The organism is Herbiconiux sp. J20-20 (assembly GCF_057365085.1).
In genome coordinates this window covers 297240-310133 of record NZ_CP195122.1, presented here as the reverse complement: position 1 = coordinate 310133, position 12894 = coordinate 297240, and the positions used below count along the sequence as shown (strand labels likewise).

The 12894-nt window shown below is 68.2% G+C and carries 11 protein-coding genes and 4 tRNA genes; 5 read left to right on the top strand and 10 right to left on the bottom strand.

Features of this window, described 5'->3' with window-relative positions; genetic code table 11:
* Window position 1: 1 nt before the first annotated feature.
* The 5 genes from ACR3ZA_RS01450 to ACR3ZA_RS01430 all read right to left on the bottom strand — a co-directional run bounded on the left by ACR3ZA_RS01450 (window position 2) and on the right by ACR3ZA_RS01430 (window position 3556).
* Entirely contained in the window at window positions 2-1180 is a 1179-nt protein-coding gene (locus ACR3ZA_RS01450; protein WP_473659428.1) for a hypothetical protein, read from the bottom strand.
* Window positions 1177-3009 carry a glycosyltransferase gene (locus ACR3ZA_RS01445; RefSeq protein WP_473659426.1) on the bottom strand — a complete coding sequence of 611 codons (1833 nt, stop codon included), beginning with the start codon at window positions 3007-3009 and terminating at the stop codon, window positions 1177-1179. The genes ACR3ZA_RS01450 and ACR3ZA_RS01445 overlap by 4 nt, the downstream gene beginning before the upstream one ends.
* Before the next feature lie 242 nt (window positions 3010-3251).
* Window positions 3252-3326: transfer RNA gene (locus ACR3ZA_RS01440), tRNA-Val, on the bottom strand.
* 33 nt (window positions 3327-3359) lie between these two features.
* Window positions 3360-3430, bottom strand: a tRNA-Cys gene (locus tag ACR3ZA_RS01435).
* A 54-nt stretch (window positions 3431-3484) separates the two neighbouring features.
* A tRNA-Gly gene (locus tag ACR3ZA_RS01430) sits at window positions 3485-3556 on the bottom strand.
* 132 nt (window positions 3557-3688) lie between these two features.
* On the opposite strand from ACR3ZA_RS01430, the gene ACR3ZA_RS01425 reads away from it, so the two are divergent.
* Window positions 3689-3761 (top strand) — tRNA-Val (locus ACR3ZA_RS01425).
* Between the two features lie 118 nt (window positions 3762-3879).
* Entirely contained in the window at window positions 3880-4548 is a 669-nt protein-coding gene (locus tag ACR3ZA_RS01420; protein WP_473659424.1) for a leucine-rich repeat domain-containing protein, read from the top strand.
* A gap of 33 nt (window positions 4549-4581) precedes the next feature.
* Here the strand turns inward: ACR3ZA_RS01420 and ACR3ZA_RS01415 are convergent, their stop codons facing one another.
* From ACR3ZA_RS01415 to ACR3ZA_RS01405, 3 genes are all read right to left on the bottom strand, one after another.
* Window positions 4582-5310, bottom strand: coding sequence for a DUF2071 domain-containing protein (locus ACR3ZA_RS01415; RefSeq protein ID WP_473659422.1), 729 nt, complete (start codon window positions 5308-5310; stop codon window positions 4582-4584).
* Window positions 5307-6335 carry a hypothetical protein gene (locus ACR3ZA_RS01410; protein WP_473659420.1) on the bottom strand — a complete coding sequence of 343 codons (1029 nt, stop codon included), beginning with the start codon at window positions 6333-6335 and terminating at the stop codon, window positions 5307-5309. The genes ACR3ZA_RS01415 and ACR3ZA_RS01410 overlap by 4 nt, the downstream gene beginning before the upstream one ends.
* 145 nt (window positions 6336-6480) lie before the next feature.
* Entirely contained in the window at window positions 6481-7704 is a 1224-nt protein-coding gene (locus ACR3ZA_RS01405; RefSeq protein WP_473659418.1) for an ammonium transporter, read from the bottom strand.
* A 268-nt stretch (window positions 7705-7972) separates the two neighbouring features.
* On the opposite strand from ACR3ZA_RS01405, the gene ACR3ZA_RS01400 reads away from it, so the two are divergent.
* Window positions 7973-9157, top strand: a complete 1185-nt coding sequence (locus tag ACR3ZA_RS01400; protein WP_473659416.1) for a Na+/H+ antiporter NhaA — start codon at window positions 7973-7975, stop codon at window positions 9155-9157.
* Window positions 9158-9175: 18 nt separating this feature from the next.
* Here ACR3ZA_RS01400 and zapE read toward each other — a convergent pair whose 3' ends face one another.
* Window positions 9176-10180 carry a cell division protein ZapE gene (gene zapE / locus ACR3ZA_RS01395; protein ID WP_473659414.1) on the bottom strand — a complete coding sequence of 335 codons (1005 nt, stop codon included), beginning with the start codon at window positions 10178-10180 and terminating at the stop codon, window positions 9176-9178.
* Window positions 10181-10309: 129 nt separating this feature from the next.
* Between zapE and ACR3ZA_RS01390 the strand changes: the two genes are divergently transcribed.
* Window positions 10310-11209, top strand: coding sequence for a rhodanese-like domain-containing protein (locus tag ACR3ZA_RS01390; RefSeq protein WP_473659412.1), 900 nt, complete (start codon window positions 10310-10312; stop codon window positions 11207-11209).
* A complete protein-coding gene (locus ACR3ZA_RS01385; RefSeq protein WP_473659410.1) occupies window positions 11206-11631 on the top strand; it encodes a SufE family protein in 426 nt (141 codons plus the stop codon). The genes ACR3ZA_RS01390 and ACR3ZA_RS01385 overlap by 4 nt, the downstream gene beginning before the upstream one ends.
* Here the strand turns inward: ACR3ZA_RS01385 and ACR3ZA_RS01380 are convergent.
* Complete coding sequence (locus ACR3ZA_RS01380; protein WP_473659408.1) at window positions 11597-12802, bottom strand: alpha/beta fold hydrolase; 1206 nt, start codon at window positions 12800-12802, stop codon at window positions 11597-11599. The two genes, ACR3ZA_RS01385 and ACR3ZA_RS01380, sit on opposite strands and share 35 nt — an antisense overlap.
* Window positions 12803-12894: the final 92 nt, after the last annotated feature.

The window sequence follows — 12894 nt, the reverse complement described above, 5'->3', positions numbered from 1 at the left end:
TTCAGCCCCCGACCAGCCCCAGGAGGGGATGCCCGAGCGAATCCATCCACACCACGACGGACTCGCGGTTGAAGGCCGCCATCCATGCGATGACGATCTGCAGGAGCGCGACCAGGTCGATCAGGATGACGGTCAGGATCGACTTCGCGGTGGGGATCAGCGAGATCGCCAGCAGCGTCATCACGATGAACGTGTTACCGGCCGATCCACTGGGGAGCAGACCCGCCACGTACGCGAGGTTGATGGCCACGAACACGAGCGATGCGACGATGATCGAGCCGGGTCGCCGCACGATCAGAGCCACGAGCCACGCGCTCAGCACCGGAGCGACGATGAGCCATCCGTTGAGCGTCGAGTAAAGCTCGGGCAGGTACTCCCAGCGCTCCACGGTGCCCTCGAGGAGGCGAGCGCCGACCGTTCCCAAGGTGCTGCCCGTGAACACCCAGTTGAGGAAGAGCAGCGAGCTGAGTGCGGCAAGGGTCGGGAAGACCACCACGGTCACGTTCGCGCGTCGGATCCCGAGCATCTTGCCCCGCCCGAGCCGCAGGAACGGCGCCGCCAGCGCGGCGGTCATCACGTAGAGCAGCCCGCTCAGATCCGACAGCGTGGCCAGCATGAGCAGCATGCCGGCGCGGAACCCCGCCTGAGTGTTGCCCCAGACCACGAACCGGAGCACGTCGGCGATTCCCAGGCCGAAGAACGCCAGCCCCAGGAACGCCGCGAAGTTCTGGGTGGCGGTGTAGGCGAACAGCGGGTTGATCGAGAGGGCGATCAGCAGGATGACGGTCGTCGAGACCGGCACGCGGCGCTGCACCATGATCTCGAGGACCTTCTGCAGGAAGATCCCCGCCATGAGCGCCCCGGCGATCGCCAGGCCGGTGCGTCCTCCGGGAATCAGGGCTGCGAGCAGCGTCGACACCGGCGGGAAGATGTCGCCCACCCAGGCGATGTCGGCGCGCGTCCAGTCGATCGCCGCGACGCTGTCCAGCAGCTGCTGATTGGGTGTGTTCAGCTGGTCCGACGTTCCGGTCTGCGCCCGCCATCCCACCCAGAGCGTCGGGATCGCGAGGGCGAGGCGAGTTCCCCACCGCACGAGCCGATCGCCCGGGAACGCGTCGAGTCGCCGGCGGGCGCCTCGGTGCTCCGCGGGATGGGACGCCGGCGCCTCGATGACGCTCATGCGGACACCTCCGCCAGTTCGCGCGCGTCCGACGACGGGGTCGATGTCTGCGCGGTGAGACCGTGCTCGGTCTTCTCCCAGTAGTGCGGGCGGGTGAGAAGCTGCCACAGCCCCTTGTAGGCCGCAATCGAGTGCAGCACCCAGTAGAGCGGGTTCACAAGCGCCCAGAGCAGAAGATCGAACGTGCCCCGCTTGAAGGGCCCCATCATCGACAGGTAGACCATCACCGAGTTGCCGATGACGAAGTTGACGAGCGCAAGCCACAGCAGCCAGACCGGGAAGAACTGGCCGAGCTCCGGTGCGGGCAACACGATCGTGAAGAACGTGACGACGTAGAGCGGGATCACTCCGAGGAAGGTCGCGGGCGTCCCGCCGATGAGCAGCGCGAAGGCGAGAAAGCGGCGGAATCCGATCTCGCGGATCAGCTCGCCCGGACGGCGCGCGTGAACGAGCGTGGTCTGCAGATAGCCCTTGATCCAACGGCTGCGCTGCCGGATGAAGTTCGGGATCGAGGTGTTGGCCTCTTCCATCGTCGTCGAGTTGACGACACCGACCCGGTAGCCGAGCGCGCTTGCGCGAATGCCCAGATCGGCATCCTCGGTCACGTTGTAGGGATCCCAGCCGCCCAGTTCGCGCAGGGCCGACGTGCGGAAGTGGTTCGAGGTTCCCCCCAGCGGGATGGGCAGATCGAGCGCGTCGAGGCCAGCGAGCATGTAGTCGAACCAGTAGCTGTACTCGAGGGTGAACATGCGCGTGAGCACGTTCTCGTTGGCGTTGAAGTAGTTCAGCGAGGCCTGAATGCAGACGAGCTTCTCGCCTCCGCGACGAAAGCCGACAATCGCCTTCTTGAGCTGGTCGGGGTCGGGAGTGTCCTCCGCGTCGTAGATCACGAGATACTCGCCGGTGGCGAAGTAGAGGCCCACGTTGCAGGCGCGCGGCTTCGTCTGCGGGGTGCCGCGCGGCACGGTGATCACTCGGAAGTTCGGCGGCGGCGACGCCGACTGGAGCGCGTCGCGCGTCAGCGTGTCCTCCTCCTCGATGAGGATGAGAACCTCCAGCTTCTCGGCGGGATAGTCGATCGCGCCCAGGTTCTCGACGAGCTGCCCGACGATGTTCGCCTCGCGGAACACCGGCACCAGCACCGTGTACCGCGGCAGCTTGTCGTCCGCCAGCGCCTCCACCTGACTGCGGGTGACGCGCTCGACGACGTCGTAGCGGGCGCCGCGCATCGCGACCCGGAACTTGAAGACGGTTCCCGCCAGGAACACCAGGCTGACGATCGTGATGGCGGTGATGACGAGAGCGACGGGCCAGAGCACCAGCGCGACCAGCGCGACCAGCGTCAGGAGCACCAGTCCGATCTTCTGACCGCGGGAGAACACGACCCGTGCTGACATCACCGGGTTCTTGCGGAAGAGATCGTTGGCGGCCTCGTCGGCGATCGCGTGCCGGAACACGTCGAGCGCGAACTGCCGAAGGTCCCATTGGGTCGCGGCACCGAACTCGACGTGGCCGCCGACCGTGGCCGAGATGGCGGCGCGCCGCGCATCATCGACCGGGCGCGACGTCGCCACGACGACGCTGCCATCCGGATTGCGACGCAAGGGCATCCAGTGCTCGGCCAGCATCCGCTGCCCGGACCACTGCCGGATGAAGTCCTCGTCGCGCACCGAGGTGCGAACGTCGAGCACCGGCAGGTTCCACTCCCGTGCGAAGGCGCTGCGCAGCACCGCTTCCGTCACGAACCCGAGACTCACCAGGACCTCGTCCAGATCGCTTCCCGTGCGCGCGGCGGCAAGCTCTGCCTGCGCCAACTGCTGGTCTGTCAAAAGGCCGGTGTCGCATAGCGCCCGCACGTAGTCAAGCGTCACATCCCCCGGCACCGCTCCCCGTGCCATAGACACCATGTTCCGCCCCCCGCGCCGATTCGGCAAGTACCCCAAGCGCGGGTGGCTGGGAGCGCTCCCCCTCGCCAACCGGCGACGCACCGGTTCCGGTCGACTCACGTCGCAGCGAGACGACGGGGCGACGGCCGGACATGAAGAAACCCCCGGCGAACCAGGGGTTTTCTTGGTGGGCGATACTGGGATCGAACCAGTGACCTCTTCCGTGTCAGGGAAGCGCGCTACCGCTGCGCCAATCGCCCGCTGTCATCCCGAAGGATTTTGGCGGTTGAGTGAGGTGGCGACGGGATTCGAACCCGTGTGGACGGCTTTGCAGGCCGCTGCCTCGCCTCTCGGCCACGCCACCAGGTGTGCGGCTCCCCAGACCTCGGGGACCCGGCGAACCGTGAGACTTCACTCGAGCGGATGACGAGATTCGAACTCGCGACCCTCACCTTGGCAAGGTGATGCGCTACCACTGCGCCACATCCGCATGCACGATTCCTCGTGCTCACATGACTGTAGTCGATTCTGGGTCGAGGTTCCAAACCGGCGTCAACATCCGCGTGCCTCGCCTGTGGGGCGGGTCAAACGGGGCTCCGCCGTGCGCTAAACTCGTGGCTCTGGGCGATTGGCGCAGTTGGTAGCGCGCTTCCTTCACACGGAAGAGGTCATCGGTTCGAGTCCGGTATCGCCCACTCACGAAACACCGCAGAACCCCCGGGATCCCGGGGGTTCTCGCGTCTGGTGCGGCATTCTCGCGTCGCACGGGCCGTCGGGCTCGGCGCCGGCGAACATCTGCTTTCATGGGTGACCATGGTCAGCGAACGCGGTGCCCACGCCGACGACGCAGAGCTGCGCGCCGCGATCAACCGAGCGCTGGGGCGAAACGGTGACCTCCCGGTCAGCGTCGCGGACGCCCGCACCGTCACACGCCTTGACCTGGCGGGCTCTCACATTCGTGACCTCGCGCCGCTCTCCGAGATGACCGGTCTCGTCACCCTCGATGCGAGTGACACCAGCGTCTCTGATCTTGCCCCGCTCGCAGGATTGACGGGCCTGAATGTTCTGTACCTCAGCGAGACCCGCGTCGCCGACCTCAGCCCGCTCTCGGGACTGGCTGCACTGCACACGCTCTCCCTCTACAAGACCAACGTCGTCGATCTCACTGCGCTGACCGGGCTGTCGAAGTTGAAGAAGCTCGATCTGACCTACACGAGCGTGACCGACCTCACCCCGCTCGCCGACATGGCGGAACTGGTCGACCTCAATCTGGACTACACCAACGTCTCCGACCTCACCCCGCTGGCAGGTCTCCCTCGGTTGCATGCGCTCAGCCTCTTCAACACCCTTGTCACCGATCTCGCCCCGTTGGCCGGCATCACGAGTTTGCGGTCAGTCCGGCTCGCCAGATCCAGCACCCTCGACCTGGCTCCGCTGGCACGGCTGACCGACCTCGAGCTCGACTACCTCGGGCGCGCATGAGCGCGCGGCGGGAGGGCGAGACCGAGTCGCCCGTCATGCGACGCGGCGGGGGCTGCCGAATCGCGTCGTCACGCCGGGCGACCACAGCACCGAGTCCGGCGGCGTCGCAGCCAGCCCCGGGAACCCGGCGGCGCCGAGCAGCTCGTCATCGAGCTCCAGAAGCTCGGCGTCGTGCAGCACCCAGGGCTCGTGCTCGTTGGGCACGAACAGGGTGCGTCCGAAACGCCGCACGAACATGCCCCAGCGGGCCGTGAGAAACAGCTCGCGCTCCCCCGGTTCGATCGCGTCGCCGATACGAATGCGTGAGCGGTGGATCACCCCGGAGCCGTGACGCCGCGACTCCGCCGCGCGCTCGGCCGCGTCGACCCGAAGCCGGGTGCGCGCCCAGAAGTACGGCAGCGAGAAGCTCACCCGCGCGGCGAGCACCGCCAGCAGCCGGGAGGCCTCCAGGGAGCAGAAGACGACGCCGCGGCGCCCCTCGGCGTCCACCGCATACAGCCGCACGTTGATCTCGGCGAACTCGCCGACGTAGGGCACGGGCGGGCTCCCCCACAGCGTGGCGCGATCCAGGAAGAACGGAATCAGCCCGACCCAGGAGGCGCCCTCGCAGACATCCGGTCGAAGTCCGGGCGGAAGCAGCGGCGCGACGAGGTCGGGGTGCACCCGCCAGTGGACGAAGCACAGCTCGCTCCAGCGCTGCGAGGCGAGCACCGGACCTGCGAGGGGCGGAGCCGAGCTCGACAGCGGCTCGGCCTCCGTCATCGGCTGTCCACGAGGGACATCGCGTGGCGTCGCAGCAGCAGCCACGCCGGGGTCGACGCGATGATCGCGAACACCGAGACCCCCAGGAACAGGATGATCGGCATCGACAGCGCCGCGATCCGCGCCGAGAAGACGATCCCCACGGCATCGCCCGAGATCGGCGGCGCCAAGAATCCGATGGCGGCCGCGCCGAGCAGCGCGAGCGCCCAGCGCGCGACCTCTCCCGCGTCCGCCAGCGCCCGTGACGAGTGCACGACCGCGGCCGTCACCCCGGCCAGCAGGCCCACGATGACCGTCCAGGGGAAGTGCACGCTGACGGCGCCCGGCGCAATCGCCACCATGCCCGCGGCGACACCGCCCGACAGGATCCGCACCGCCGGCATCCCGCTGCCGCGCAGCCGATCGACGATCAGCCACCCCGCGACCGAGGCGAGCGGAGCGAGCGTCCCGGCAGCCAGAATGCGCCAGACGTAGGCATCCCAGGCGCCCTCGAGGTGGACCAGCCAGGTCAGGAACCCGACGACCATCAGGGCGAGCGCGACCGCGAGCCTCGCGCGGCTTCCGGCGCGCACCGCCCCCGGAACCACCGGGGAGATCCAGGTGAGTGCGAGGAAGGCCGCGGCGGAGACGAACAGCGGCAGCCCGCCGCCGAAGTCCTCCACCGCGCACTCCGGGCCCGGGCACGCCGCGACGACCCCCAACGGCACGAGCACGGCGACGGGGAACACGACGAGCCCCCAGGTGACCACCAGCACCCAGCGCGACAGCCGGTCGGCCCCCGCGGCGATCGCCGCCAACTCGACGAGCAGCGCGACCGGCACAGCGAACAGCACCACACCGAGGAGGTAGTGCAGGTCAGCCAGGTCGAAGGCGAGACCGAGCGAGACCGTGATGATCCCCGCGCCGAGAGCCGCCAGCAGCGCGCCGCGGAAGGCGCGCACCCCGCGATCTCGCCCCGCCAGAACTACGATCGCGACCGACGCGCTCAGCGCGCCGAGTGCGCCCAGCAAGGTGATGCCACTCATGTCGTGTCCGACTCCTCGGTCCCAGTCCGAATCCGTCGCCCGCAGTCTGACCCATGCGCCGGCTCACCGCGAGCACTCGCGAGCAGGATACGCGTGTGGGGCGCCACCCCCGAAGGAATGACGCCCCACAGCAAGGAGCCGGAATTTACTCGGCGATGGCGTAGCCCTCTTCACCGTGAACCACGGTGTCGACGCCAGCGATCTCGTCCTCGTTCTTGATGCGGAAGCCGATGGTCTTCTCGATCGCGAAGCCCACGATGTAGGCGACGACGAAGGAGAACACCAGGACGCCCACAGCAGCGATGAACTGAACCAGGAGCTGGCTCGCGTCACCACCGACGAAGAGGCCGGTGCCCTGGGCGAAGAAGCCCAGGTACAGCGTTCCGATGAGGCCACCCACGAGGTGGATGCCGACCACGTCGAGCGAGTCGTCGAAGCCGAGCTTCCACTTGAGCTCAACGGCCAGGGCGCAGACCGCACCGGCGACGACACCGAGCACGAGGGCCCAGATCGGGTCGAGGTTGGCACACGAGGGGGTGATGGCAACGAGGCCAGCAACCGCACCCGAGGCAGCGCCGACCGAGGTCGCCTTGCCGTCCTTGATCTTCTCGACGACGGCCCATCCGAGGATGGCCGCAGCCGTGGCGCCCAGCGTGTTGATGACGATCAGACCGACGACGGTGTCCTCGGTTCCGAGCGCACCCAGGCCCTCAGCACCGGCGTTGAAGCCGAACCAGCCGAACCACAGGATCGACGCGCCGAGGAGCGTCAGCGGCACGTTGTGCGGCTTGTGGGCGCCCTTCTGGAAGTTGACGCGCTTGCCCAGCACGAGGGCGAGGGCCAGAGCCGCCGCACCCGCGTTGATGTGCACCGCGGTACCACCGGCGTAGTCGATGACGCCGACGTCGAGACCCAGGTCAGAACCGAGGTTCATGATCCAGCCGCCGCCCCACACCCAGGCCGCAACCGGGAAGTAGACGAGGGTGGCCCAGATGCCCGCGAAGATCATCCACGAACCGAACTTCGCGCGGTCCGCGATGGCACCCGAGATGAGCGCCACGGTGATGATCGCGAAGGTCGCGCCGAAGGTCGCACCGAGCAGCGTGTCGCTGTCCGCGCCACCCAGACCGAAGTCCGCGAACGGGTTGCCCGCGAGGAAGGGCGAGTCGCCCTCACCGATGGCGGACATGTTCGCTCCGTAGAGAATCCACAGAACGGCGATGAGGCCCATGGCACCGAAGCTCATCATCATCATGCTGACAACGCTCTTGGCCTTAACGAGTCCGCCGTAGAAGAACGCGACACCGGGCGTCATGAAAAGCACGAGTGCTGTGGCTGCAATCAGCCAGGCTGTATTACCGCTATCCATATTTGTCGTTACCTCTCAATTTGCAATGGATGCACCCTTGGATCAGTCGCTCAGGGAGTCGGGGGCACTCCGCAGGTACGCCGCCAGTTTGTCGGCATGAGGTTTCACCGGCGCTGTCTCAATGTTTCGAGCAGGTTACGCGGGACTGGCCGATGTAAACATCGCGTTTCGGGCGTCCCCCGATTCGCTTCGAGTTCGCGGCAGGAACAACTTCTAGACTGGACGCGGGCGGATTCCTCCCGCCGTTGCCTAGTCTTTGGGGTCTTTCGTGTCGTTGTTGCGTTCTGAACGCGTTGCCGCCTTCCTGCTCGTCATCGCCGCCTTCGTGGGGCTGGTGGTCGCGAACTCCGCGTTCGGCGACGTCGCGGTGGCGGTGCGCGACTACCACCTCGCGATTCCGTTCCTCGGCCTCGATCTGTCGATCAGCCACTGGGTGAAGGACGGGCTGCTGGCGGTGTTCTTCTTCGTCGCCGCAATCGAGCTGCGCCACGAGCTCACGCACGGCGAGCTCGACTCCCGCCGGAAGGCGCTCATCCCGATGGTCGCCGCCGTCGGCGGCGTTCTGGTTCCGTCGCTCGTCTTCCTGCTGATCGTCACCGACCCGGTCTACGCCGTCGGCTGGCCGATCCCCACCGCCACCGACATCGCCTTCGCGCTCGGCGTGCTCGCCCTCGTCGGGCGCGGGCTGCCGTCGCGGGTGCGCGCCATGCTGCTGGCGCTCGCCGTGATCGACGATCTCATCGCGATCCTGATCATCGCTTTCTTCTTCACGACCGACCTCCAGCCCCTCGCCCTCATCGGCGCCGTCCCGCTGGTGCTCCTCTTCGGATGGCTGAGCTTCCGCGTTCGCAGCAAGCGGGCCCCGCTGGTCATCACGGCGATGATCGTGATCGGACTCGTCACCTGGGTCCTCGTCTATCACTCGGGCATTCACCCGACCATCGCGGGTGTCGCCCTCGGCCTCGTGATGACACCCGGCAGCGCGGAGCCGACCCGTCGGGGTCTCGAGCCCTGGACGAACGCCCTCGTGCTGCCGTTGTTCGCGCTCGTCGCCTCGATCGTGCTGATCCCGGACGTCGGCGTCGACGAGCTCAACCCGGTGTTCTGGGGCATCCTCGTGGCGCTCCCCGTCGGAAAGCTGATCGGCATCACGGCGGGAGCGCTGATCGCGCGACAGCTCGCACCGAAGCGGGAGCGCGCCGCCGCGCTCTCGATCGGCGACGTGCTCGTGGTCGCGTCGCTCGGCGGCATCGGCTTCACCGTCTCCCTGCTGATGAACGAGCTCGCCTTCGAAGCGGTGCCCGAGGTCGCGGCCGAAGGCACACTCGCCGTGCTGGGCGGATCGCTGTTCTCGATCATCATCGGCGTGATCATCACCGTCGTGCGCGTGCGGCAGCACCGCGCCAGTCACACTCTCGAACCCGACGAGGCGCAGGAGAACCCTGTCGCCTAGGGCGGGGCTCTCGGCGCCTCAGTCGGCGCCGGTGGTGAGCGCGATCAGCCGGGAGACGGCGCGCAGATACTTCTTGCGGTACCCGCCGCCGAGCATCTCGTCGCCGAACACCTGATCCAGCGGCACTCCCGTCGAGACGATCGGCACCTGCGCGTCATAGACGCGGTCGACCAGCGCCACGAAGCGCAGCGCATCCGACTGGTCGTGGAGGGTGCGCACGTCCCGCAGTCCGATGACCTCGAGACCCTCGACCAGTCGCACGTAGCGCGACGGGTGCACCCGCGACAGATGCCGCAGCACCGCATCGAACTCGTCATCGGTGGCGGCACCGGGCGCCTGCTCCAGCGCCTCGGCGTAGTCGGCAGCCTCGAAGGTCCGGGCGTGGCCTTCGATGTCGCGACGCCGGTAGTCGAGGCCGTCGATGCGGACGATGTCGAAGCGCGCCGAGAGAGCATGGATCTCGCGCAGGAAGTCGGCGGCGGCGAAGCGCCCCTCGCCGAGCGCGTTGGGCGGCGTGTTCGAGGTCGCCGCGATCCGCGTGCCGCCCTCGGCGAGCTCACCCAGCAGCCGAGTCATCACCATCGTGTCGCCCGGGTCGTCGAGTTCGAACTCGTCGATGGCGATCAGGCTCGCGCCCTTCAGCAGGGCGGATGCGCCCGCGAAGCCGAGCGCGCCGACCAGAGCCGTGTACTCGATGAAGGTGCCGAAGTACTTGCGCCCGGGCGCGACCTTCCAGAGCGCGGCGAGGAGGTGCGTCTTGCCGACACCGAATCCGCCGTCCAGATAGAGGCCCGGCTTGGCAGCGGGCGCCTTCTTGCGTGAGAAGAGGCCGGCGCTCTGCCGAGGTGCGACGAATGCCCGTGCCGCCTCCAGCGCCTCGGCCTGCGAGGGGAAGTCAGGGTCGGGCCGGTAGTTGTCGAGCGTCGCCTGCTCGAACTGTCGCGGAGGAACCAGGGACGCGGCGAGCTCCTCGCCGCTCATCTGCGGCGTGCGGTCGGTCAACGACGAAATGCTCGGCGGCATCGAGAGGGCCTCACTCACGAAGGAAGGTGTCGAACTCTTACCTGCCCTCGGCGCGTCTCCGAGCGACTGCATAGAGTTGATGATGCGGTTCGCTCCCAGCCTAGCGCCGCCCCCGCACCAGGAGACCTCATGACGATCCAGCCCGATCCCACCCCCGCTTTCGCCGAGTACGCCCACCCGGAACGCCTCGTGTCGACCGCGTGGCTCGCCGAGCACCTCGGCGAACCGGGGCTCGTCGTCGTCGAGTCCGACGAGGACGTACTGCTCTACGAGACCGGCCATATCGAGGGTGCGGTCAAAGTCGACTGGCACACCGAGCTGAACGACCCGGTCACCCGCGACTACATCGACGGGCAGGCATTCGCGAAGCTGTTGAGCGAGAAGGGCATCGCCCGCGACGACACGGTCGTCATCTACGGCGACAAGAACAACTGGTGGGCCGCCTACGCGATGTGGGTGTTCACCCTGTTCGGGCACGCCGACGTCCGGCTGCTCGACGGCGGCCGCGCCAAGTGGGAGGCCGAAGACCGGGCCTACACGACCGAGCGCGCCCAGCGCCCTAGCACCGACTACCCCGTGATCGAGCGCGACGACAGCACCGTTCGCGCCTTCAAGGACGAGGTCCTCGCTCATCTGGGCCGGCCCCTCATCGACGTCCGCTCGGCCGAGGAGTACTCGGGTGAGCGCACGCACATGCCGAACTACCCCGAGGAGGGTGCGCTGCGCGGCGGTCACATCCCGGGCGCGGCGAGTGTGCCGTGGGCGCGGGCCGTTGCGGAGGACGGCACCTTCAAGACCCGGGCAGAGCTGGATGCGATCTACCGCGACGAGGCGGGACTCGGCACGAGCGACACCGTGATCGCCTACTGCCGGATCGGTGAGCGCTCGGCGCACACCTGGTTCGTGCTCACCTACCTGCTGGGCTTCGAGAACGTGCGCAACTACGACGGCTCCTGGACCGAGTGGGGCAGCGCCGTGCGCGTCCCGATCGTGAAGGGCACCGAGCCCGGTCTGGTGCCGGCATCGTGAGCGGAGCCCTCGACGAGATCCGAGACGAGTTCCTCGCCATCGAGCAGCGCGAGCGACTCCAGCTGCTGCTCGAGTTCTCCCAGGAGCTGCCCGCGCTTCCCGAGCGCTATGTCGACCACCCCGACCTGCTCGAGCGGGTCGAGGAGTGCCAGTCCCCCGTCTTCATCTTCACCGAGGTCGACGAGGCAGCCCGCGTGCACCTGCACGCCACCGCTCCGCGCGAGGCGCCGACGACCCGCGGCTTCGCCTCGATTCTCGCGCAGGGGCTCGACGGGCTGAGCGCCGACGAGGTGCTCGCCGTGCCCGACGACTATCCGCTGACCCTGGGCCTCACCGAGGCGGTCAGCCCCCTGCGTCTGCGCGGGATGACGGCGATGCTCGCGCGGATCAAGCGTCAGCTTCGGGAGAAGTCGACGGCGTGAGCCGACCGAGCCACGCGCCGACGACGCGCTCCCAGCGCGCACGGTCGTAGTTCCAGAGCTTGGTGTGTCGCGCGACGTCGAACACCTCGAGCTGCACGATATCCGGCCGGATCGCGGCCAGCGCCCGCGAGGCGTCCGAGGGCACGAATCCGTCATCGTCGCTGTGCAGCAGCAGCACCGGAACGCTGATCTCACGAGCGCGCGCGACGAAGTCCATTCGCTCGAAGTCGAGCGGCTCGGCGAGCCCGGTGAAGAAGCGACCCCATCGTTCACGGAACAGAGTGAAGACGCCGAAGCGGACGATCCTCGGCAGGTGCCGCGACGCCGCCTGGAAGTCGAGCGTGACGAGCCAATCCACCACCGGTGAGTCGAGCACGATGCCGCGAAGGTGCTTCGCGTAGGCCGAGCGGGTCAGAGTCTGGAGCACCGTGGCCCCGCCCATCGACCACCCCATGAGCACGATCTCCCGAGCGCCGTGCGCGACCGCGTAGCGCAGTGCGGCTTCGACGTCGCGCCACTCGCGAGCGCCCAGCGCGTAGCGGTGGTCGGGGCTGCGTGGAGCGTCGCCGTCATTGCGGTACGAGATGAGCAGCGAGTCGTACCCGTGCTCGGCGAACACCGGGACGGCACGCAGGGTCTCGGCGCGCCGCACGGCGCGGCCGTGCACCTGGATCACCCAGCGTCGGTTCGAGACGGGCTGATCGCCCTCGTCCCACGTCGCAGGCACGTGCCAGGCGGGCGCGTCGCCGAGCGGCGTCGCGATCAGCACGTCGCGGGAGCGCACTCCGAGCTCATCGGGGTCGAGGTAGACCCAGCCGCTCAGCCGACCCGCTCGCGCCCGCTCGAGGTCGCCGAAGTTGACCTTCAGGAGGCGTCGTGTGACCGTGCCGGCGCCCGTGGCGACGATCTCCCCGAGTCGCGCGTGCCCGGTGTCACCGGCGAACCAGAAGCTGTACTCCCCCGGCAGGAGCGAGTCCAGGGTCGAGCCGAGCACGATGATGCCGTCCGCGAGATCGACGTCCAGGATCGGGATGTCATCCGGGCGTCGCGACGGAGGCGTGATCACCGTGCGGGCGGCGTAGACGCTCAGCGCTCCCGCGGTCACCGCCAGCGCCCCCACCACAGCCAGGGCGCCCACACCGAGAACGGCGGCGACGCGACCCGCCGTCACACCACGCGAATTCGAACGCATCCGTACCCCCAGGGGCTTCGTGAGTCGGCGTGGCATGTGACACCACGTCGACTTAAACCCTAGTCTGCGGG

What these genes read in the sequence shown, in the direction of transcription:
- ACR3ZA_RS01450 (WP_473659428.1), bottom strand. Translation starts at nt 1,180, where the DNA reads ATGAGCGTCATCGAGGCGCCGGCGTCCCATCCCGCGGAGCACCGAGGC.
- ACR3ZA_RS01420 (WP_473659424.1), top strand. Translation starts at nt 3,880, where the DNA reads ATGGTCAGCGAACGCGGTGCCCACGCCGACGACGCAGAGCTGCGCGCC.
- ACR3ZA_RS01415 (WP_473659422.1), bottom strand. Translation starts at nt 5,310, where the DNA reads ATGACGGAGGCCGAGCCGCTGTCGAGCTCGGCTCCGCCCCTCGCAGGT.
- ACR3ZA_RS01410 (WP_473659420.1), bottom strand. Translation starts at nt 6,335, where the DNA reads ATGAGTGGCATCACCTTGCTGGGCGCACTCGGCGCGCTGAGCGCGTCG.
- ACR3ZA_RS01405 (WP_473659418.1), bottom strand. Translation starts at nt 7,704, where the DNA reads ATGGATAGCGGTAATACAGCCTGGCTGATTGCAGCCACAGCACTCGTG.
- zapE (WP_473659414.1), bottom strand. Translation starts at nt 10,180, where the DNA reads ATGCCGCCGAGCATTTCGTCGTTGACCGACCGCACGCCGCAGATGAGC.
- ACR3ZA_RS01390 (WP_473659412.1), top strand. Translation starts at nt 10,310, where the DNA reads ATGACGATCCAGCCCGATCCCACCCCCGCTTTCGCCGAGTACGCCCAC.